The 18918-nt window shown below is 74.9% G+C and carries 10 protein-coding genes, 1 tRNA gene and 2 pseudogenes; 5 read left to right on the top strand and 8 right to left on the bottom strand.

The window, feature by feature from the left end; genetic code table 11:
• Positions 1-3: 3 nt before the first annotated feature.
• The 4 genes from ACLJTM_RS17125 to ACLJTM_RS17110 form a co-directional block, all read right to left on the bottom strand.
• Complete coding sequence (locus ACLJTM_RS17125; RefSeq protein ID WP_411104460.1) at positions 4-2667, bottom strand: MFS transporter; 2664 nt, start codon at positions 2665-2667, stop codon at positions 4-6.
• Positions 2668-2808: 141 nt separating this feature from the next.
• Positions 2809-3405 (bottom strand): hypothetical protein, encoded by a 597-nt coding sequence (locus ACLJTM_RS17120; RefSeq protein WP_411104459.1) that lies wholly within the window; start codon positions 3403-3405, stop codon positions 2809-2811.
• A gap of 282 nt (positions 3406-3687) precedes the next feature.
• On the bottom strand, positions 3688-5406 hold the full coding sequence (metG, locus tag ACLJTM_RS17115) for a methionine--tRNA ligase (protein ID WP_411104458.1): 1719 nt from the start codon (positions 5404-5406) through the stop codon (positions 3688-3690).
• 219 nt (positions 5407-5625) lie between these two features.
• The gene (locus ACLJTM_RS17110; protein ID WP_411104457.1) at positions 5626-7755 is read right to left on the bottom strand and encodes a hypothetical protein; all 2130 of its coding nucleotides are present in this window, start codon (positions 7753-7755) and stop codon (positions 5626-5628) included.
• A gap of 214 nt (positions 7756-7969) precedes the next feature.
• Here ACLJTM_RS17110 and ACLJTM_RS17105 point away from each other — a divergent pair, with 214 nt between their 5' ends.
• The gene (locus ACLJTM_RS17105; protein ID WP_411104456.1) at positions 7970-8572 is read left to right on the top strand and encodes an RNA polymerase sigma factor; all 603 of its coding nucleotides are present in this window, start codon (positions 7970-7972) and stop codon (positions 8570-8572) included.
• A 755-nt stretch (positions 8573-9327) separates the two neighbouring features.
• A pseudogene (locus ACLJTM_RS17100) lies at positions 9328-10071 on the top strand (IclR family transcriptional regulator C-terminal domain-containing protein); the annotation flags it as partial.
• Positions 10072-10653: 582 nt separating this feature from the next.
• Here the strand turns inward: ACLJTM_RS17100 and ACLJTM_RS17095 are convergent.
• From ACLJTM_RS17095 to ACLJTM_RS17085, 3 genes and pseudogenes are all read right to left on the bottom strand, one after another.
• Positions 10654-11823, bottom strand: a pseudogene (locus ACLJTM_RS17095) (cation:proton antiporter); the annotation flags it as partial.
• A 229-nt stretch (positions 11824-12052) separates the two neighbouring features.
• A tRNA-Leu gene (locus ACLJTM_RS17090) sits at positions 12053-12137 on the bottom strand.
• A 239-nt stretch (positions 12138-12376) separates the two neighbouring features.
• Entirely contained in the window at positions 12377-13318 is a 942-nt protein-coding gene (locus ACLJTM_RS17085; protein ID WP_411104455.1) for a beta-ketoacyl-ACP synthase III, read from the bottom strand.
• Between the two features lie 231 nt (positions 13319-13549).
• Between ACLJTM_RS17085 and fdhD the strand changes: the two genes are divergently transcribed.
• A complete protein-coding gene (fdhD, locus tag ACLJTM_RS17080) occupies positions 13550-14380 on the top strand; it encodes a formate dehydrogenase accessory sulfurtransferase FdhD (RefSeq protein WP_411104454.1) in 831 nt (276 codons plus the stop codon).
• Between the two features lie 87 nt (positions 14381-14467).
• On the opposite strand, the gene ACLJTM_RS17075 is transcribed toward fdhD, so the two are convergent.
• Positions 14468-14911, bottom strand: a complete 444-nt coding sequence (locus ACLJTM_RS17075) for a (2Fe-2S) ferredoxin domain-containing protein (protein ID WP_411104453.1) — start codon at positions 14909-14911, stop codon at positions 14468-14470.
• 798 nt (positions 14912-15709) lie between these two features.
• On the opposite strand from ACLJTM_RS17075, the gene ACLJTM_RS17070 reads away from it, so the two are divergent.
• Complete coding sequence (locus ACLJTM_RS17070; protein ID WP_411104452.1) at positions 15710-17533, top strand: AMP-dependent synthetase/ligase; 1824 nt, start codon at positions 15710-15712, stop codon at positions 17531-17533.
• 113 nt (positions 17534-17646) lie between these two features.
• Positions 17647-18918 carry an ABC transporter substrate-binding protein gene (locus ACLJTM_RS17065; RefSeq protein ID WP_411104451.1) on the top strand — a complete coding sequence of 424 codons (1272 nt, stop codon included), beginning with the start codon at positions 17647-17649 and terminating at the stop codon, positions 18916-18918.

Below are 18918 nucleotides of genomic sequence, written 5' to 3'. Positions count from 1 at the left end.
CGGTCAGGCCGGGATGCGGGCGCCGCGCGGGGCGCCGGACGTGACCAGGAGACCGGCGAGCAGGGCTGCGAGCAGGAGGCCGCCGACGGCCCACCACAGGGTGGTCGTGTAGGCGGCCAGCAGCCGGGCGAACACGTCGGTCTGGTCCGAGACCCGGTCCAGGCGGCTCACCAGGACGGTGCCGAGCACGGCTCCGCCGACCGACTGGCCCAGGTGGTGGGCCGTGGCCAGGACTCCCGTGGCCCCGCCGGTGTACGGCAGCGCCACCCCGGCCGTGGCGACGGCGTAGAGCGGGACCAGGGCAAGGCCCAGGCCGAAACCGCCGAGGATCATCCCCGGCAGGACCCCGGTCGCGTAGCCGGTGTCGCCCTCCTGCCCGGCCAGCAGCGCCAGCCCGGCGGCCGCGGCGGCGAGGCCGGACACGATCAGGGCGCGGGGCGCCAGGCGCGGCAGCAGGCGGGCGGAGACCTGGGTGGCGCCCAGGAGTGCGGCGGCGACCAGGGGCAGGTGGGCCGTCCCGGCCGCGACCGGTCCCTCGCCGCGGATCTGCTGGGCGAAGAAGCCGAGGGCCGGGAGCATGCCGACGAAGGCGGCGCCGGTGAGGAGCAGCGCCAGGAGGGAGCCCAGGCGGCTCCGGTCCGCGAGGACGTGCGCCGGGAGCAGCCGCCCGGCGGCCCTGCTCTGCCACCACAGGAGGGCCGCGAACAGCGCGGCGCCGCCCGTCAGCAGGAACACGCTCTGCGGGACGGCCCAGCCGGCGCTCTCGGCTTCGGCCAGACCGTAGGTCAGCGCGGCGGACCCCGCCGAGCCGAGGAGCACGCCGAGCCCGTCGAACCTGCCGCCGGAGCGGCCGGAGCGGCCGGGCAGCAGGGTGAGCGCGCCGATCAGTGCGAGCACGGCGAGGGGCGCCACCGCCCACAGGGTCCAGCGCCAGCTCAAGGCCTCGGCGAGCAGGCCTCCCGTGTACACGCCCAGCGCGCCGCCGCCCGCGGCGACTGCGGCGTAGATCCCGAAGGCCCGGCTGCGTTCCCGGAGGTCGGTGAAGCCGGTGGTGACCAGGGACAGGGCAGCCGGGACGAGCAGGGCGGCGAAGGCGCCCTGCAGGGCGCGGGCGGTGATCAGCGTGCCGGAGCCGCCCGCCGCGCCGCCGAGTACGGCGGCTGCTGCGAAGCCGGCCAGGCCCACCACCAGCATCCGCCGGGCGCCGGCAAGGTCGACGAGGTGCCCGCCGAGCAGGAGCAGGCCGCCGAGGGCGAGCAGGTAGGCGCTGAAGACCGGGCCCAGGCCGGCGGCGCTGAGGCCGAGTTCGGCGTTGACCTGGGGAAGCACCAGGTTGAACTGCGCGGCCTCGACGACCACCAGGAGCTGGGTCAGGGCGAGGACCGCAAGGCCCCACCATCGCCGGGGGTGCGGGGGCGCCGGCCGCGACACGTCCCCGGACGCGGGGTGCAGGGACGGGCCGAAGCCGTCCGCGGGCCCGAACCGGCCCGGGGCCGCGGGCGGGTACGCGGGAGGCGGGGGGCTGTGCGGGCCGGGCACGGCGCGGGAGCCGTCCGGGGGCTCGTTCGGAGGTCTGTCCAGGGGTCCGGGCTGCGGCCGGGACTGCGGGGGCACCACGCGGGGGTCGGGCGTCGGAACGGGTGGGCCCACGGCGGGTGATCCGGCGCCGACGGCGGGCGCGGGCACCGAGCCGGAGCCGGAGCCGAACCCGGAGCCGAACCCGGACCCGGACGCGGGGCCGACGACGGAAGAGGGTCCGACCGGCGAGGCCGGGGCGTAGTCGAGCAACTGAGCGGCATGACGCCCCAGTTGGGCCAGTACCGCACCGGGCAGCCACTCCCCCGCCGCATCGGCGGCCGTACGCTCCGCCACCTCCTCGGGGAGGGGCCGACGTGCCGGGTCCTTGTGCAGGCACGCGCCGACCAGGGCGGCGAGCGACTCCGGTACGCCGGTCAGATCCGCCTCCTCCTCGGCGACCCGGAAGAGGTGCGCGTTCAGCCCCGTGTCCCGGGCGCCGAAGAGCATGCGCCCGGTGGCGGCGTACACAAGGACCGCGCCCAGACAGAAGACGTCGCTCACGGGCGTCAGTTCACGGCCGCGCACCTGTTCCGGGGACATGAACCCGGGCGAGCCGATCAGCATGCCGGTGCGCGTGTGCAGGCTGTCCCCGGTCAGGCTGTCCATCGCGCGGGCGATGCCGAAGTCGATGACGCGGGGGCCGTCGACGGTGACGAGCACGTTGGACGGCTTGAGGTCGCGGTGGATCAGCCCTGCTCCGTGTACGGCCCGCAGGGCGAGGGCGAGCCGGTTGGCGAGGGTCCGCACCGAGTCCTCGGGCAGCGGCCCGAAGTCCCGGGCGACGACCTTGTGCAGGTCGGGGCCCGGGATGTACCGGGTCGCCACCCAGGGCACGGCCGCCTCCGTGTCGGCGTCGAGCACCGCCGCCGTCCAGCTCCCGCCCACCCGCCGCGCGGCAGCCACCTCGCGGGCGAACCGCCGGCGGAACTCGGGGTTTCCGGCGAACTCGCCCTGGACGACCTTCACGGCCACCGTGCGCCCGCCTTCGGAGCGGCCCAGGTAGACCAGCCCCATGCCCCCGGCGCCCAACCGGGCGATCAGGCGGTACGGTCCGATGCGGCTGGGGTCTTCGGCGGTCAGCTGATCCACGCACGGAAGGATAGGTCACCCGTCCGGCCGCGGTGACCGGTCAGCCGAAATGCCCGTCCGCCCGCACCCCCCGGACCGTACGCACGCAGCACACCCACGGGGCCGGCGGAAAGGGCACCCGGTCGGGGGGCGCTCGGTGCGTCACGGCCGCCCGTCGGCCCCCGGCAGCGGTGCACCGAGGAGTTCGACCAGGCCGACCGGGAGGAACGCGGGCCGGTGGGGCTGTCCGATCTGGTACGGCACGAAGCCCAACGAGGCGGCGACCTGGACCTCTTCGGCCGTCTCCGCCTGGAAGACGAGCCGGCAACGCCCCGCATCGGCCTTCGCGCGCTGCCAGAGAACCGGGGCCGGTTTGCGTTCGGCCTCGGTGCGGGGGGTGAGGATGCGGTCGGCGAAGTCCTCCCAGGCAAAGGGCGCAGAGCCCTTCCACGAAGCGTCGACTTCCCTCTTCAGCCTGGCGGCACGCTCGGCGTCGGTCGCACCCCAGGAGGGGGGAACGTTGGTGATCAGCCCGATGCCGATGTGGCGCTCGCGCAGGGCGCGCAGATAGACGGCCGCTCCGGTCCGGTAGTCGATGCTGCCGTCGGCGCCGGTGTGCACGAGGGTCTCGCCGAGGTCGAAGTACACGACGGGACAGGCGCGTTGACGGCCGTCCGTACGCGACGGGGATGCTCCGGCCGCACTCACGTCCGTGGGCGCCGCCGCACTCACGGTGGCGCAGAGCACGGTCGACGCCAAGGCCGCACCGAAGGCGAGGCACGCCCGGCCCGCCCGACCCGCTCGGGCCGCACCCCTGGAGGCGGATCTGTTCATCGTGTCGTCGCCCTTCTCCGTGTGCACCGCGAGGATGCACGCCGCCCGGTTAATGACATGCGCGTGTCATCATCCTCGCGGTACCACCGGATCTGCGCCAGACCGCCCGAGCGACGGGCCGCCTGCCGGACGGGCTTCGTCGGGGGGCGGTCCGTCAACGAGACGACGGGTCGGTGTGGCCACGGGCGCGCCCTGCGGGCGGTGGTGTCAGGCCTCGTCCGGGGAGCCGCCGAAGCGCTCCTTGTACGACTCCAGGTCCTCTTCGGTGATCTTCGCGAAAAGCACCGGCGGAACCGTGAACGGCGTGCCGGCCGGAACCGAGTCCAGGGCCTTGGCCTGCTCCGGGGTCACCCATGCCGCGGTGTCGCCGTCGAGGGCGAAGGCGGAGCGCATGGTCCGGGCCGAGGCCGGGATGAGCGGCTCGGAGACCACCGAGTAGAGGTGGATGAGGTTCATCGCGGTGCGCAGGGTCAGCGCGGCGGCCTCGGGGTCGGTCTTGATCTCGAGCCAGGGGGCCTTCTCCTCCAGGTAGGAGTTTCCGGCCGACCACAGGGCGCGCAGCGCGGCTGCGGCCTTGCGGTACTGCAGGTCCTCCATGTGGCCCTCGTACTCGGCGAGGAGTTCGGCGATCTGCTCGCCCAGCTTCGCCTCGGCGCCGCCGGCCGCGTTGCCCGCCGGCACCTCGTCGCCGAAGCGCTTGCGGGAGAAGGAGAGCACGCGGTTGACGAAGTTGCCGAGGGTGTCGGCAAGGTCCTTGTTGACCGTGGCGGTGAAGTGCTCCCACGTGAAGGAGGAGTCGTCGGACTCGGGCGCGTTGGCGATGAGGAAGTAGCGCCAGTAGTCGGCGGGGAGGATCTCCAGCGCCTGGTCGGTGAAGACACCGCGCTTCTGCGAGGTGGAGAACTTTCCGCCGTAGTACGTCAGCCAGTTGAAGGCCTTGACGTAGTCGACCTTCGTCCACGGCTCGCGGGTGCCCAGCTCGGTGGCGGGGAACATCACGGTGTGGAAGGGGACGTTGTCCTTGGCCATGAACTGGGTGTAGCGGACGTCCTCGGCCTCGTACCACCAGGAACGGTAGTCGCCGTGGGCCGGGTCGAGGTCGGCCCACTCCTTCGTCGCGCCGATGTACTCGATCGGGGCGTCGAACCAGACGTAGAAGACCTTGCCGTCGGCGGCGAGCTCGGGCCAGGTGTCGGCCGGCACTGGCACGCCCCAGTCCAGGTCACGGGTGATGGCGCGGTCGTGCAGGCCCTCGGTGAGCCACTTGCGGGCGATGGAGGAGGCCAGTTGCGGCCACTCCTCCTCGTGCTGCGCGACCCAGGCCTCGACCTCGACCTGCAGCTTGGACTGGAGGAGGAAGAGGTGCTTGGTCTCGCGGACCTCCAGCTCGGTGGAGCCGGAGATGGCCGAGCGGGGCTCGATCAGGTCCGTGGGGTCCAGGACGCGGGTGCAGTTCTCGCACTGGTCGCCGCGGGCCTTGTCGTAGCCGCAGTGCGGGCAGGTGCCCTCTACGTAGCGGTCCGGGAGGAAGCGGCCGTCGACCGGGGAGTAGACCTGCCGGATCGCGCGCTCCTCGATGAAGCCGTTCTCCTGCAGCCGGCGCGCGAAGTGCTGGGTGATCTCGCGGTTCTGCTCCGAGGAGCTGCGGCCGAAGTAGTCGAAGGACAGCGCGAAGCCGTCGTAGACCGCCTTCTGGGCGTCGTGGGCCTGCGCGCAGAACTCGGCGACCGAGAGGCCGGCTGCCTTGGCGGCGAGTTCGGCGGGGGTGCCGTGCTCGTCGGTGGCGCAGATGTAGAGGACGTCGTGGCCGCGCTGGCGGAGGTACCGGGAGTACACATCCGCCGGAAGCATCGACCCGACCATGTTGCCCAGGTGCTTGATCCCGTTGATGTACGGAAGCGCGCTGGTGATCAGGTGTCGAGCCATCCTCGGATGCTCCATTTCATATGTGCGGTATCGCGTGGCCTGCCGAAATCGGTGCGGTTCATCGTATCGAACCGGTGAAAGGCCACGCCCCGCTTTTTCCTTGGGTGGACATACGCAAAAGCGAGGGCAGTGACCTCTCCGTCACGGCCCTCGCAATGGGCCAATGTTACAGGCGGCGCGCGGTGCCCCTGACCCGTCGGGGGCACCGGGCGCCCCCGGTCAGTCGCGGCCGCCGCCCGCGCCGTCGAGTGCGGTGACCCGGCCGCCGCTCGCGAGGCGGCCGGTCAGCCGGACCGCGGCTCCCTCCGGGCCGGCGGGCGCGGCCAGGGCCCGGCCCTGGGCCTCCGCCCGGACCGCACCGGTGGCGGTGATCCCGGTGACCTCCCGGCTGCCCGCCGCGACCAGGTACCACCGCCCGGCGGGCGAGCGCCACCGGGTCCCCGCGAGGAGGTGCTGGCCGAAGCGGCCGCAGGCGGCCGTGGCCCGGGCCCGCGCCACGTCCTGCGGCGCCCCGGACGCCGGAGCCAGCCGGACGAGCACGTCGCCGGGGCCCGCCCAGCCGGAGGCGCGGGTGCAGGACCAGACGGCCCGGCCGCCGCCGTCGGGCAGTTCGGAGGCGGCGAACTCCCAGATGTTGACGGCGCGTACCCCCGCGCCGGCCATCTCCCGGAGGCGGCAGGCGGTGGGCGCCCAGGCGGCCCGGGCGGCTGCCCCGGTGGCTTCGCGGGGCTGCCGCGCGGCCACGGCGCCCGGCCCGTCGGGCAGCGGGGTGTAGGTGAGGTGTACGGGGGTCAGCGCGCCCAGGTCGGCGAGGACGAAGGAGTGCTTCTCCACGATGCGGGCCGAGGAGGTGACCTCCAGGGCGGGCCAGGCCGCGCAGGCGCCGGCTGCGCGGGGCACCTCGACGGGGGCCGTGACACCGTCGGCCGCCACGTCCAGCGGCGTGGCCTCGTCCGCGGCCCGCAGCAGGTCGCGGGTGCCCGCGGAGGCGATCCACGGGGCGAGCAGGTAGCGGGCCCGGGCGCCGTCGGGGCTGCGGACCAGGGAGAGCGCGGCGGCCGTGGTGACCCCGGCCTCGTCGGTGCGGGCGAAGTCGAGCTCGCGTCCGCCTGGCGGTCCCCCGCGGGCCTCGGCGTAGCGCACCACCCGGTCCCCGTCGAGCAGGACGACCACGGACCGGCCGTCGGCGTCCCCCGCGTAGAGCAGCTGCGGGGGCCGGGCGGGCGGGTCGGTGGGGGTGCCGGGGGCGGCCGTGACCCGTACCCCGCCGGAGAGCACCCGGGCGGGCGCCGCCTGCGCGGAGGGCGGGGCGCCGGAGCCAGAGCCGGCGGCGGCACCGGGTCCGGGTCCGGCCGTGCCCGGACCTGAGGCGCCTGGACCGGAGGCATCCGCCCCGGCCGCGCCCGTGTCCTCGGCGCCCCGGCCCTCCGCTCCCGCCCCGGCGGCGCTCCGCTGCGCGGCATCCGACCAGCTGCCGAGCGCCCGCGCGAGCAGGGCCCGGTCGAGGGTGCGTCCGCCGCGGGCGGGCCAGGCCGTGAAGTCGACGCGGGCGGTGTCGGCCCAGGCCTGCTCCCCGGCCCGGACCAGCCGGCCGGGGTCCAGCGCCCCGGCCGCCATCGAGCCGGCGGCGGGCCGGGCGGTGTACGGCGGCGCCGAGGCGTCGGCGACGAGCAGGCCGCCGACCGCGGCGAGCACTGCCGCGGCGACCCACCCGGTCCGCACGCGGCGGCGCCGGCGCAGCAGGTCGGTGGGGCGCGTGCTGACCACGCTGGCGTCGAACTCCGGTCGCGCCAGCTCCCGCAGGAGCGTTTCACCGATGCGCAGGGCGTGGGCCTCGCGGAGCACGTCGGCGGCGGCCGGTACGCCCGCCGCGCCCAGCAGCCGGGCGGCCGCCTCCTCGGGCAGCCCGTCCATCCGGTGCAGCACGAAGGCGGCCCGGACCTGTGCGGGCACGCCCGTCAGCAGGCGGGCTGCCTCCTCGATCCCGCCGGCCGGGGGCCACAGCCGCAGCCCCCACACGAAGGGCGGGACCGGCGGCCGGCCGATCCGGGCCAGGGCGGAGCCCGTCCGTCCGGCGGGGGCGAGGCAGCAGCGCAGGACCCGTACCCGCACCTCGGCGAGGGGGCCGCCCGGGCTGTCGGGGCCGCCCGGTCCGCCGCGGGCGCCGGCCGAGGCCGACCGGGGCAGGGCACGCTGGACGGCCTTGTGGGCCAGCAGCACCCGGCTGTGGCGCCCGAGGGAGTCGGGGAGGGTGAGGTAGGCGAGCCGCACGAGGCGGGGGTACTGCTCGACAAGCACCGCCTCGGCCTGTTCGAGGGCGGTGGAGCGGAATCGCGGTGATGTGCTCACGCCTCAGACAAACGAGTGAATCATGGGATGGTCACACGCCGTGCACCGTCATCCGCTGGCGGCATATGCATACGCGCTGGTTGACCGCTCGGCCGGTCGAGATCGATCACAAGTCGGTCATCACCGAACGTAATATTTCCAGGTTTCCGCTCTGCGCCCCTCGGATGCGCCCGCACTGCTTTCCTGGGCCCCGCACAGGGGATGAGGTGGAACGGTGAGCGATGGCGGACACGAGGAGTCCGGCGGTGCCGTGGGCCTGCCGAGCCGGCGCCCGCGGCCGACGCCCATGAGCCGGTGGGACGCGGCGGCGCGCCTGTCGTACTGGGCGTTCCACGCCGACCGGCGGCCCGCGTACATGCGGTTCGCGTACCTGCACCTGGGCTCGGACACCGCGGCCGAGCAGACGGTGGACGCCGCCTTCGACTCGATCATGGGCCAGTGGCTGCGGATGCTCCACATGGACCGGCTGGACGCCCATGCCTGGACGGTGCTCAAGCACTGCATCGTCGACCGGCAGCGTGGCCGCCCGGCCCGGCAGCACTGCCCCGAGCCGATGGACATCAGCGCCTTCGAGGCGGCCCTCAAGGCGGCGCACGAGGACCAGTACGAGGTGCTGACCGACACCATCCGCTTCTACTCGGCCGTCTCCCGCCTCGCCGAACGGCAGCGCGACGCCGTCCTGCTGCGGTACGGGCTCCGGTGCTCCCCGGGCGAGGCCGCTGCCGTGATGGGCGTCGACGAGGCCACCGTCGGCTCCTACCTCGGCCAGGCGCACCGGCGGCTCTCCCGCCTGCTCGACGCCTCGGCGGGGTCATGAGGCGCCACGAGCGGCACGGTCCCCGGGAGGACGACGGCCTCCCCCGGCCCCTCGCCGAGCTCCTGGCCCGGGCGGGGGTCCGCGACCGCTACCCGCACTACGACCTCGGCGCGGCCGAGGCCCGGCTGCTGCGCTCCCCGCATCCTGCCGTCGCCCGCACCCGCCGTTCCCACGGCTGGAGCGACCCGGCGCGGGACTGCCCGCTCGACGCCGAACGGGCCCGGCGCGACCTCAAGGCCGCCTGCCTGGCCTGCGTGTGCGCCCCGGAGGCCGAGGGGCGCCTCGCCGCCTTCCTCGCGCACGCCCACACCGACCTGGCCGGGGCGGTGGTGTTCGGCTGTCTGCTGCACCTGGCCGGGCTGCGCGAAGGGGCCCGCTTCTGGTGGCAGTTCGCCGCCGGTTCGGGCCGGCCGTGGACGGCCCCGGCGGCCTACTGCCTCTTCCTCGACCACTCCCGGCGCGGCGAGCACCACGACGCCGGGCTGTGGGCCCGCGAGTTGGGCCGCCGCGGGTTCCGGCCGGGCGGCCGCCGCGACCTGCGGGAGGTCCGGCTGTGCGCCCAGGCCGCCGTCCTGCGCTACGTCGAGCAGGTGGACGACCCCGATCTGGGGCCGGTGCCGCTGCCGAGGCCGGGGCTGCCCGGGGTCCTCGCCGCCTTCCTGCCGCCGCCCGCCGACGTCCCGGCTGCCGCGCCCCGGCCGGACGCGGGGCCGCTGCGCCATCCCGCGCTGACGGCGGCCGCCCGCGCCGGCGTCGTGCGGACGGGGACCGGCGGCGCCCTGGCGGAGGCCCGCCGGGCGCTGGCCGTCGTACACGTCCTGGAACGGCACCCGCTGGGGGTCAGGACGGCCCGGCTCGGTCGGGAGTCCGGGCTGGCCGGGGCGGAACTGGGACCCCTGCTGGCGATGCTGTGCGAGGAGGAGTACGCCTGCCGGCCGGGCGCCGGGGTGTACGCGCCGGGCGCGGCCCTCGACCGGCTGGCCGCGCCGGGCGGCCGCGGGCTGGCGGGCCAGCTCCAGCGCACGCTGGCGCTGGCCCGGGACAGCGCGGGCGCGGCGGTGTACCTGAGCCGGTACGCCGACGGCGAGGTGCACATCACGCAGATGGCCGACGGGCCGGGGGCGCCCCCGGTGCGGGAGTGGGTGGACTTCCGGGAGGCCGCGCACGCCAGCGCGGTCGGCAAGTGCCTGCTGACCCAGCTCGACCACGACGGCCGCGCCGACCACGTGGCCCGGCACCGGCCGGCGCGGTTGACCGCCCGCACCATCACGGACAGCCGGGCGTTGTTCCACGCCCTGGACGCGGTGGCTCCCGGAGCGCCCGTCTTCGACCTGCGCGAGTACGCGCCGGGGGTGGTGTGCTCGGCGGTCCCCATCGCCGCCGGTGGCGCCGCGGGCAGCCTCGCCCTGTCGCTGCCCGCCGTGCACGCCCACCGCCTGCCCGCAGCCACCGAGGCACTGCGCCGCAAGGCGGTCCCGGTGCTCCTCGCCCTCCTCCTCAGCGGTGCGATCCCGCCCGACCCGGCGGCTGGCCCCCCGGCCCCGGCGGGCGTGGCCGCGGGCCGGCCCGGGGAGCAGCCCCGGCCGGAGCCGTCGTCGGCGCCGGCCCCGGCCACCCCGGAGACGCTTCGCCAACTTCGGCGGCTGCGGCGGCTGTTCCGTGCCCCGCTCCCCGGCACCGCCACCGCGCCCGGCGGACCGCACCTGGTCAGCGACTCCGCGGCGGCGGCGGCCTACTTCTTCGAGGCGGACCCGGGCGGCGGCGTGCCCCGCCTGTCCCTGCCGCACACCTTCACCGAGGTGGTGCCGGGCAGCCTGAGCACCCCGGACGGCCTGGTGGTCCTGCACACGTAGGCCGCTCCGCCGCATCCGGGCCGGGCCGAGCCGCGGAGGGACCTCGTGGTCCGGCGTCCGGGTCACCGGCTCCGGTCCGGCCGGCCGGCCGACGGCGGGCAGGGTGTCCGGCGTGCCCGTCCCGGCGGCGGGCACCGGGTCCGGCGTGCCCGTCCCGCCGCCCGCACCGTCCGCCGGGCGTCGCTCCCGTCGGCGGGCCCGGCTCCGCACCAGGACCAGCAGCGGCTGGGTGAGGGCCGTGGTGGCGAGGGCCATGAGGACGAACACGGCGTAGAGCGGGCCGGCGATCAGTCCGGCCCGGAAGCCCGCGTCGAGAGCGATCAGTTCGGTGAGGCCGCGGGTGCTGAGCAGCACCCCGATGGTGCGGGCGTCATCGCGTCCCACTCCGCACAGCCGCGCCGCGCCCCATCCGCTGCCCACCTTGACGAGTACGGCGAGCAGCGTGACGGCGGCCAGGGCGAGCAGAGCGGCGCCGCCGAGCCCGCGCACGGAGACGTTGCGGCCCGATACGACGAAGAAGAAGGGCAGCAGCAGCGCCGACAGCTCCTGCAGGGGCCGCACCGCGACGGCGCCGGATCCCGGTCCGCGCGGAGCCGCCACCCCCGCCAGCAGGGCTCCGAAGATCACGTGGAGCCCGAGGGCGCTGGTCGCCCAGGCGCAGCCGCAGGCGAATCCCACCAGGACCGCCGGCCGGTACGAGGGGTCCGGGCCGCCGCCGGCCGTCAGCCGGCGCAGCAGCGGCCGGGCCACGAGCAGGACCGCCGTGGTGAGCAGCAGCACGAGGAGCAGCCGCAGCGCCACCGAGCGGGCGTCCCGGCCGTCGGCGTCGAACAGGGCGCCGAGCAGGACGGCCCAGCCCAGGACGTCGATGAGACCGGCGGCGGATACGGCGATCACTCCGGGCAGCGACCCGGTCAGCCCGTTCTCCCGCACGATGGCCGTCAGGACCGGGACGGCAGTCACGGACAGGGCCACCCCCAGGAACAGCACGGCGGGCAGGGGCATCCCGGCAGGCGCCCCCAGCCGCACCAGTTCCTCGCGGAAGCACAGGGCCGCTGCGGTGCCCAGGGCCATGGGGAGGAGGAAGGCGGCGAGGGAGACCGCGACCACGGTGCGGGCGCGCCGCCGCAGGACCGGGAGGTCCAGCTCGTACCCGATCAGGAACAGGAAGACGACCAGGGCCAGTTGGGACAGAGCGCTGAGCATCGGCCCGATCTCGGTCGGGAACAGCAGCCGGGCCGCGCCGGGGGCGGCGGCGCCCAGCAGGGTCGGTCCCAGGGCGATCCCGGCGGCCAGCTGCCCGACGATCACCGGCTGCCGCAGCCACCGTGCGCACCGCCCGGCGCCGTGGGCGACGACCAGGACCACGGCGGCCGCTCCGACGAAGTGCGTGACCATCGCGTCCGGGCTCATGGGACCCCCTGCCGTCGCTGCGAACGCCCGGGCCCAGCATCTCCCCCGCGCCGCCGCTCCCGCAGCGCCCGGCCCGAACGGCCCCGGACTTCGGCACCTGCATAGGGCGAGCCGGGGGCAGGACGCGCTCGGGCCGCCCGCGGGGCCGCCGACCGCCGTGCAGGAAAGCGCCGGGACATGCAGAAGAACCCCACCGGAGTGGGGTTCTCATCTGTGTCCGAGGGGGGACTTGAACCCCCACGCCCGATAAAGGGCACTAGCACCTCAAGCTAGCGCGTCTGCCATTCCGCCACCCGGACCGGTGGTCGGCCCCGGTTTCCCGCGGCGACATGGACAACCATAGCAAAGGATTGGCGGGGTTCCGACCAGATATCTGCCCGGCCGGTGTCCCGCCACGCCGCGCTGACCTGCACGCATACCCAACGCGACGCCCCGAGACGATGCGTCTCGCGGCGTCGCGGGCGTCCGGCGCGGTACACCGGCCGGCCGAGGCTCCCGGGCGGGGCGGGCTTCGGTCCGGCGGGTGCCGGGGTGCGGGTCAGGGGCAGCTGATGACCTGACCGGCGTAGGAGAGGTTGCCGCCGAAGCCGAACAGGAGGACCGGGGCCCCCGAGGGGATCTCGCCGCGCTCCACGAGCTTGGACAGGGCCATCGGGATGCTGGCGGCCGAGGTGTTCCCGGAGTCGACGACGTCGCGGGCGACGACCGCGTTGACCGCGCCGATCTTCTGGGCGAGGGGCTCGATGATCCGCAGGTTGGCCTGGTGCAGGACGACCGCGGCCAGATCCTGCGGGGTGATCCCGGCCTTCTCGCACACCTTGCGGGCCAGCGGCGGGAGCTGGCTGGTGGTCCAGCGGTAGACCGCCTGGCCCTCCTGCGCGAAGACCGGCGGCGAACCCTCGATGCGCACCGCGTGGCCCATCTCCGGGACCGAGCCCCACAGCACCGGGCCGATGCCCGGCTCCGCACTGGCCTCGACGACGGCCGCGCCGGCGCCGTCGCCGGTGAGGACGCAGGTGGTGCGGTCGGACCAGTCGGTGATCTCGGTCATCTTGTCGGCGCCGATGACCAGGGCGCGGGTGGCGGAGCCGGCCCGGATCGCGTGGTCGGCGGTGGCCAGGGCGTGGGTGAAGCCCGAGCAGACGACGTTCAGGTCCATCACGGCGGGGCCGCCGCCCATGCCCAGTTTGGCGGCGACGCGCGCGGCCATGTTGGGCGAGCGGTCGATCGCGGTGGAGGTGGCCACCAGGACCAGGTCGATGTCGTCAGGGGTCAGGCCCGCGCTCGCCAGGGCCTTGCCGGCCGCCTGGTAGGCCAGCTCGTCGACCGGCTCGTCGGGGCCGGCCATGTGGCGGGTCTTGATGCCGACCCGGGAACGGATCCACTCGTCGGTGGTCTCCACCATGGCCGCGAGGTCCTCGTTGGTGAGCACTCTCGCGGGCTGGTAGTGCCCTAGCGCCACCACGCGTGAACCGGTCATGGGCGGGGTCCCCCCTCGTACGGAAGTCAGGATCACCCAGCTTCGCCTGCTACCGGTGGGTACGGGGGCGTGTGACCCGACAGGATTCCGGCACTGGAATTTGGAGCTTCCCGAGGATCCTCCTGCCGGGAGCCGCGTGCGAAGCGGAACCGGGACAATGACCTTGTCGGTTGCCGACGGGGACGGCCGGCGAGAACAGCGGACGAGAACAGAAGGGGTGGGCTGATCGCCATGGGACGCGTCACGGAGCGTCGTCGCGTCGTACGGATCCGGAACGGGGTCGCCGGGGCCAGGCCGGACACGCTGGTGGCCGAGGAGCCGCTGGAGATACGGCTGAACGGCAGGCCACTGGCCATCACCATGCGCACGCCGGGCGACGACTTCGCGCTCGCGGCGGGCTTCCTGGTGAGCGAGGGCGTGCTGGGCTCCGCCGACGACGTACGGGCCGTCACCTACTGCGAGGGGGCGGACGCGGACGGGGTGAACACCTACAACGTCGTCAACGTGCAGCTGGCCGCGGGTGTCGCGGTGCCGGACATCACCCTGGAGCGGAACGTCTACACCACGTCCTCCTGCGGTCTGTGCGGCAAGGCCAGCCTGGACGCCGTACGCACCGCGACCCGCTTTCCCGGTGCCGTCGCCGCCGACCCGGTACGGGTACCCGCGCGGCTCCTCGGCGAACTCCCGGACCGGCTCCGCGCGGCGCAGAAGGTCTTCGACCGGACGGGCGGGCTGCATGCGGCGGGCCTGTTCTCGGCGGAGGGCGACCTGCTGGACGTGCGGGAGGACGTGGGGCGGCACAACGCGGTGGACAAGGTGGTCGGCCGGGCCCTGCAAGAGGGCCGGCTGCCGCTGGCCGGGGCGGTCCTGCTGGTGTCGGGCCGGGCTTCCTTCGAGCTGGCCCAGAAGGCCGTGATGGCGGGCATCCCGGTGCTGGCGGCCGTGTCGGCCCCGTCCTCGCTCGCCGTGGACCTGGCCGCGGAGTCGGGGCTCACCCTGGTGGGCTTCCTGCGCGGGGCGGACATGAACGTCTACGCCGGCGAGGAGCGCATCACCCTGTGACGCGAGGAGACCGGGGCCGCCGCGAAGCGAGGGGCCGCGAGGCGGCGGCGCCGGGGCAGCGCCCCGCAGACGCGGCCCCCGGCCGTCTCAGCGCGCGCGGCGGCCGCGGCGCCCGGAGCGGGAGGCGGCGGGCGGGGAGGCCTGGTCGGCCGGGGGGTCGATCCGGTGCAGGTCGAGGGTGGCGGGCAGCGGGGTGGCCCCGGGGCCGCCGGACCGGGCCCAGGCGATGATCTCGTCGGTCGCCGTGTCGTCCAGGGCCCAGCCGAACCAGGCCGCGCGGGCGCCGCGGCGCCGGGCCTCGCTGGTGGGCTGGACCACGATCACGTTGGCCTGTGCGCACGGGCCGAGGCAGTCGCTCGTACGGACCGCCAGCCGGCCGTCGGAGGCGGCGGCGGCCGCGCGCAGCCGGGCGAGCTGCCCGGCATGGTCGGAGCCGGGGGTCTTGCGGGGGTCGCCGCAGCAGCAGCCGCGGCAGACCACGAGCGTGCAGGGGCGTTCGGCGCGGGCGGCGATCGGGCGTGTCCAGGTCACCGCCGAACGCTACCGGTCCTGCACAGCGGGGTGTTCGGACGGTGGGGAGACCTCCGCCACACCGTCGGCGGCAGGTTCGGTCGCGGCGGCGGGCGTTGACCGCGCAGACCAGTAGCCGGATCTGAGGGATGAGCGGCGGCGCCGTCAGGCGGCGTCGGCTCCCAACAGGACGCTCACCCTGGGGAGTCCGGCGGCCAGGCTCTTCCTCGACCCGGCGGACGGGAAGCGATGCGGTCCGCGCGGCCGAGCCGGAGGCGGCCGGCCCCGTACCGGCTGACGAGCAGCATCAGGGCGCGCAGGACGGCCTCCACCAGCAGCAGGGCGCGAGCCGCGGCAGGCTGACCCGGCGCCGGATGCGGCGGCCAGGCCCGCGCTGAAGGCGGCGCGGACGACGAGCAGGACCGGACCGCTGTCGACGCGGCCCGGGAATCCGGCGGCGGCGGACGAGGAGGCCGGCGATCCGTCGGCGCGAGCACCCGGGTCGGCCGGGCTGGGCGTGAGGGCGCACACCCGGGGCTGATCCCGCCGGGCCCGGTGCGGGTGGGCGGGCTGGCGGAGCAGGGCCGGTGGGGTGCGCACTGCTCCGGGGGCAGCGGCCGACGGGCGCCGCAGAGGCCCTGGCCGCGGCCGTCCTCGGGGGTGCGCAGCGCCTCAGCCGTACCGCTGACCAGCGCCGCACCACGGGTCCCGGCTGTACCGGAACCGCGCTGAGGAGGTCTTGTGGAGGAATCCGCGGGCTGATCATCTGTGTTCGGGCGTGGGGTAGCGTCGCCGCGCTGTGCGGAGAGGAGCGGGGCCTTGCGCGAGATCACCGTCCCACCCGTCGTCACGGGCTCGCCCGTCGGCGGCCTGGCCGACACCGTCTTCCTGCACGCCCGCCAGGATCCCGGCCGGGTGGTCCTCGGCCGCAAGACCGGGGGCGTGTGGCAGGACGTGACCTCCGGCGAGCTGGCCGCCGAGGTGCTCGCCCTGGCCAAGGGGCTGCTGGCCCAGGGGGTCCGCTTCGGGGACCGGGTGGCCGTGATGTCCCGGACCCGGTACGAGTGGACGCTGTTCGACTTCGCCCTGTGGGCCGTCGGCGCCCAGCCGGTGCCCGTCTATCCGACGTCCTCCGCCGAGCAGGTGCACTGGATCCTGTACGACTCCGACTGCACGGCCTGCGTCGTGGAGAACGAGGACCAGGCCATGACGGTGGGCTCGGTGATCGACCGGCTGCCCCGACTGCGGAGGCTGTGGCAGCTCGACACGGGTGCGGTGGACGAGCTGGTGGACTCCGGGCGGGGGGTCGCCGAGGACGTGGTGCACCGCCACCGCGGAGCCGTGACCCCGGATGCGGTCGCCACCGTGATCTACACCTCCGGGACCACCGGCCGGCCCAAGGGGTGCGTGCTCACCCACGCGAACTTCATGTACGAGGCGGACACGATGGTGGACCGCTGGGAGTCCGTCTTCCAGTCCCGGGCCGGTGAGCAGCCCTCCACGCTGCTGTTCCTGCCGCTGGCCCACGTCTTCGGGCGGATGGTGGAGGTGGCGGCCGTCCGGGCGCGGGTCAAGCTCGGGCACCAGCCGGTCCTGGCGGCGGCCGAGCTGCTGCCGGACCTGGCGGCGTTCCGGCCGACCTTCGTGCTGGGGGTGCCGCACGTCTTCGAGAAGGTCTTCGCGGCGGCCCGCCGCACGGCGGAGGCGGAGCGGCGCACCGGCCCCTTCGGCCGGGCGGTGGAGACGGCGGTGCGGTACGCGCAGGCCCGCGAGGAGAAGGCCTTCGGCACCGGGCCGGGGCCGTCGGCGGCCCTGCGGATGGAGCACCAGCTCTTCGAGAAACTGGTCTATGCGAAGGTCCGTGAGGCGATGGGCGGGCGGGTGCGGCACGCCATGTCGGGCGGGTCGGCGATGTCCCGGCGGCTCGGGCTGTTCTTCGAGGGCGCCGGGATCACGATCTTCGAGGGGTACGGGCTGACCGAGTCCTGCGCGGCGGCGACAGCGAACCCGCCGGGGGCGACGAAGTACGGGACCGTGGGCCGGCCGATCCCCGGCAGCACGGTGCACATCGCGCAGGACGGCGAGGTGTGGCTGCACGGCGCGCACATCTTCGCGGGATACCTCAACGATCCGCTGTCCACCGAGGCGGTGCTGCGCGACGGCTGGCTCGCCACCGGTGACCTGGGGCGGCTCGACGCGGACGGCTACCTGACCATCACCGGCCGCAAGAAGGAGATCCTGGTGACCTCCAACGGCAAGAGCGTGGCTCCCAACGCCCTGGAGGAGCGGGTGCGGTCGCACCCCCTGGTCTCCCAGTGCGTACTGGTGGGCAACGACCGGCCGTACATCGCCGCGCTGCTCACCTTGGACATGGAGGGCGTCGCGCACTGGCTCGCCATGCGGGGCCGGCCGCAGCTGCCGGCGGCGGACCTGGTCCACGACGCCGAGCTGGCGACGGAGGTCCGCAGGGCGGTGGTGGCGGCCAACACCCTGGTGTCGCAGGCGGAGGCGATCCGCGACTTCCGGGTGCTGCCGGAGCAGTTCACCGAGGAGCAGGGGCTGCTGACCCCCTCGCTCAAGCTGAAGCGCCGGGCAATCGAGAAGGCGTACGAGAGGGAGGTGGCGGCGCTCTACCAGAGGTGACCCGACGACCACGCCACTGTTCTGACGGTCCATCACTTTGCCCGGCCGCGAATATTGACGACCCGTCAGGTGCGGCACAGAATGCGGGGACTCCGACGGAGGGGATCCCCGACATGTTGCGACCGATCCGCACGCTGGCAGCCGCGGCCGCGGCCCTCGCCCTCGCCTCCGCCTGCAACTCGGCCGCCACCTCGGGCGGCGCCGGCCCGAGCGGCGGCCCCGGCGGTGCGGGGACCACCCGCGGGGTCACCGCCGACTCGATCAAGGTCGGCGGCATCGTGTCGATGACCAGCGCCGGCGGCTACAGCAAGAAGGACACGGACCTCGGCGCCAGGGCCCGCTACCTCAGGGCCAATGCCGAGGGCGGGGTCAACGGCCGCCGGATCGACTACCTGGGCGCCGAGGACGACGGCCAGGACCCGGCCAGGAACCTGGCGGCGGCCCGCAAGCTCGTCCAGCAGGACAAGGTCTTCGCGGTCTCCCCCATGAGCTCGGTGACCTTCGCCGGAGCCGACTTCCTGGAGCAGCAGAAGGTCCCCACCTTCGGCTGGGGCACGCTGCCCTCCTTCTGCGGACCGAAGTTCATCTACGGGTTCAACGGCTGCCTGGTCCCCTCCCCCGGCGGCACCGTCAACCAGACCTGGCCCGAGGGCATCGCCCGCCTGCTCGGCGGAGCCCGGGGCAAGTCCGTCGCGGTCATCGCCAACGACAGCGACGCCGGCAGGTTCGGGGTCCGCACCTTCCAGCAGGGTTTCGCAGGCGCCGGGTTCACCGTCTCCTACGCCAAGGCCTCCGTCCCCGGCACGGCCGTGCCAAGCGACTGGTCCGCGTACGTGAAGGAGATCCTGGCGAGCAACGGCGGCAAGGCCCCGGACGCCGTCGTCTCCGTCATGCAGACCCCCAACAACATCGGGCTGTTCACCGCGCTCAAGCGCAGCGGCTACCAGGGCCTGCTCTCCGACCCGACCGACTACGATCCGGGCCTGCTCACCAAGGAGGCCACCCGACAGGCCCTCGACGGGGTGCACGTGCTGCTGCAGTTCCAGCCCTTCGAGTCGGCGGACCCGCAGATGGCCCGGTTCAAGGCCGACGTGAAGGCGGCCGCGGGCGGCCAGGAGGTCCCGCTCAGCATGCACACGCTCACCGGGTACATGTCGGCCGACCTGTTCCTGTCCATCGCCGCCAAGGCCGGCAAGGACCTGACCGCCGAGTCCTTCCAGGCCGCCGCGCAGAACTTCTCCGACACCGGCACGCTCGTCGGGGACCGTGCGGAGCCCAAGGGGCAGAAGGACAGCTTCGGCTGCGGAGCACTCGTCCAGCTCAAGAACGGCGCGTACGAGGTCTCCGTGCCCTTCACGTGCCACCAGCCGATCCCCTTCACCTAG

It is taken from the genome of Streptomyces sp. cmx-4-9, assembly GCF_046548835.1.
Classification (GTDB): domain Bacteria; phylum Actinomycetota; class Actinomycetes; order Streptomycetales; family Streptomycetaceae; genus Streptomyces.
The sequence above is the reverse complement of the archived record's forward strand: the minus strand, read 5'-3'. Positions and strand labels throughout refer to the sequence as shown.

Excerpts from the sequence above, each read along its gene's own strand:
- ACLJTM_RS17065 (WP_411104451.1), top strand. The coding sequence starts at position 17,647 with ATGTTGCGACCGATCCGCACGCTGGCAGCCGCGGCCGCGGCCCTCGCC.
- metG (WP_411104458.1), bottom strand. The coding sequence starts at position 5,406 with ATGGCTCGACACCTGATCACCAGCGCGCTTCCGTACATCAACGGGATC.
- ACLJTM_RS17085 (WP_411104455.1), bottom strand. The coding sequence starts at position 13,318 with ATGACCGGTTCACGCGTGGTGGCGCTAGGGCACTACCAGCCCGCGAGA.
- fdhD (WP_411104454.1), top strand. The coding sequence starts at position 13,550 with ATGGGACGCGTCACGGAGCGTCGTCGCGTCGTACGGATCCGGAACGGG.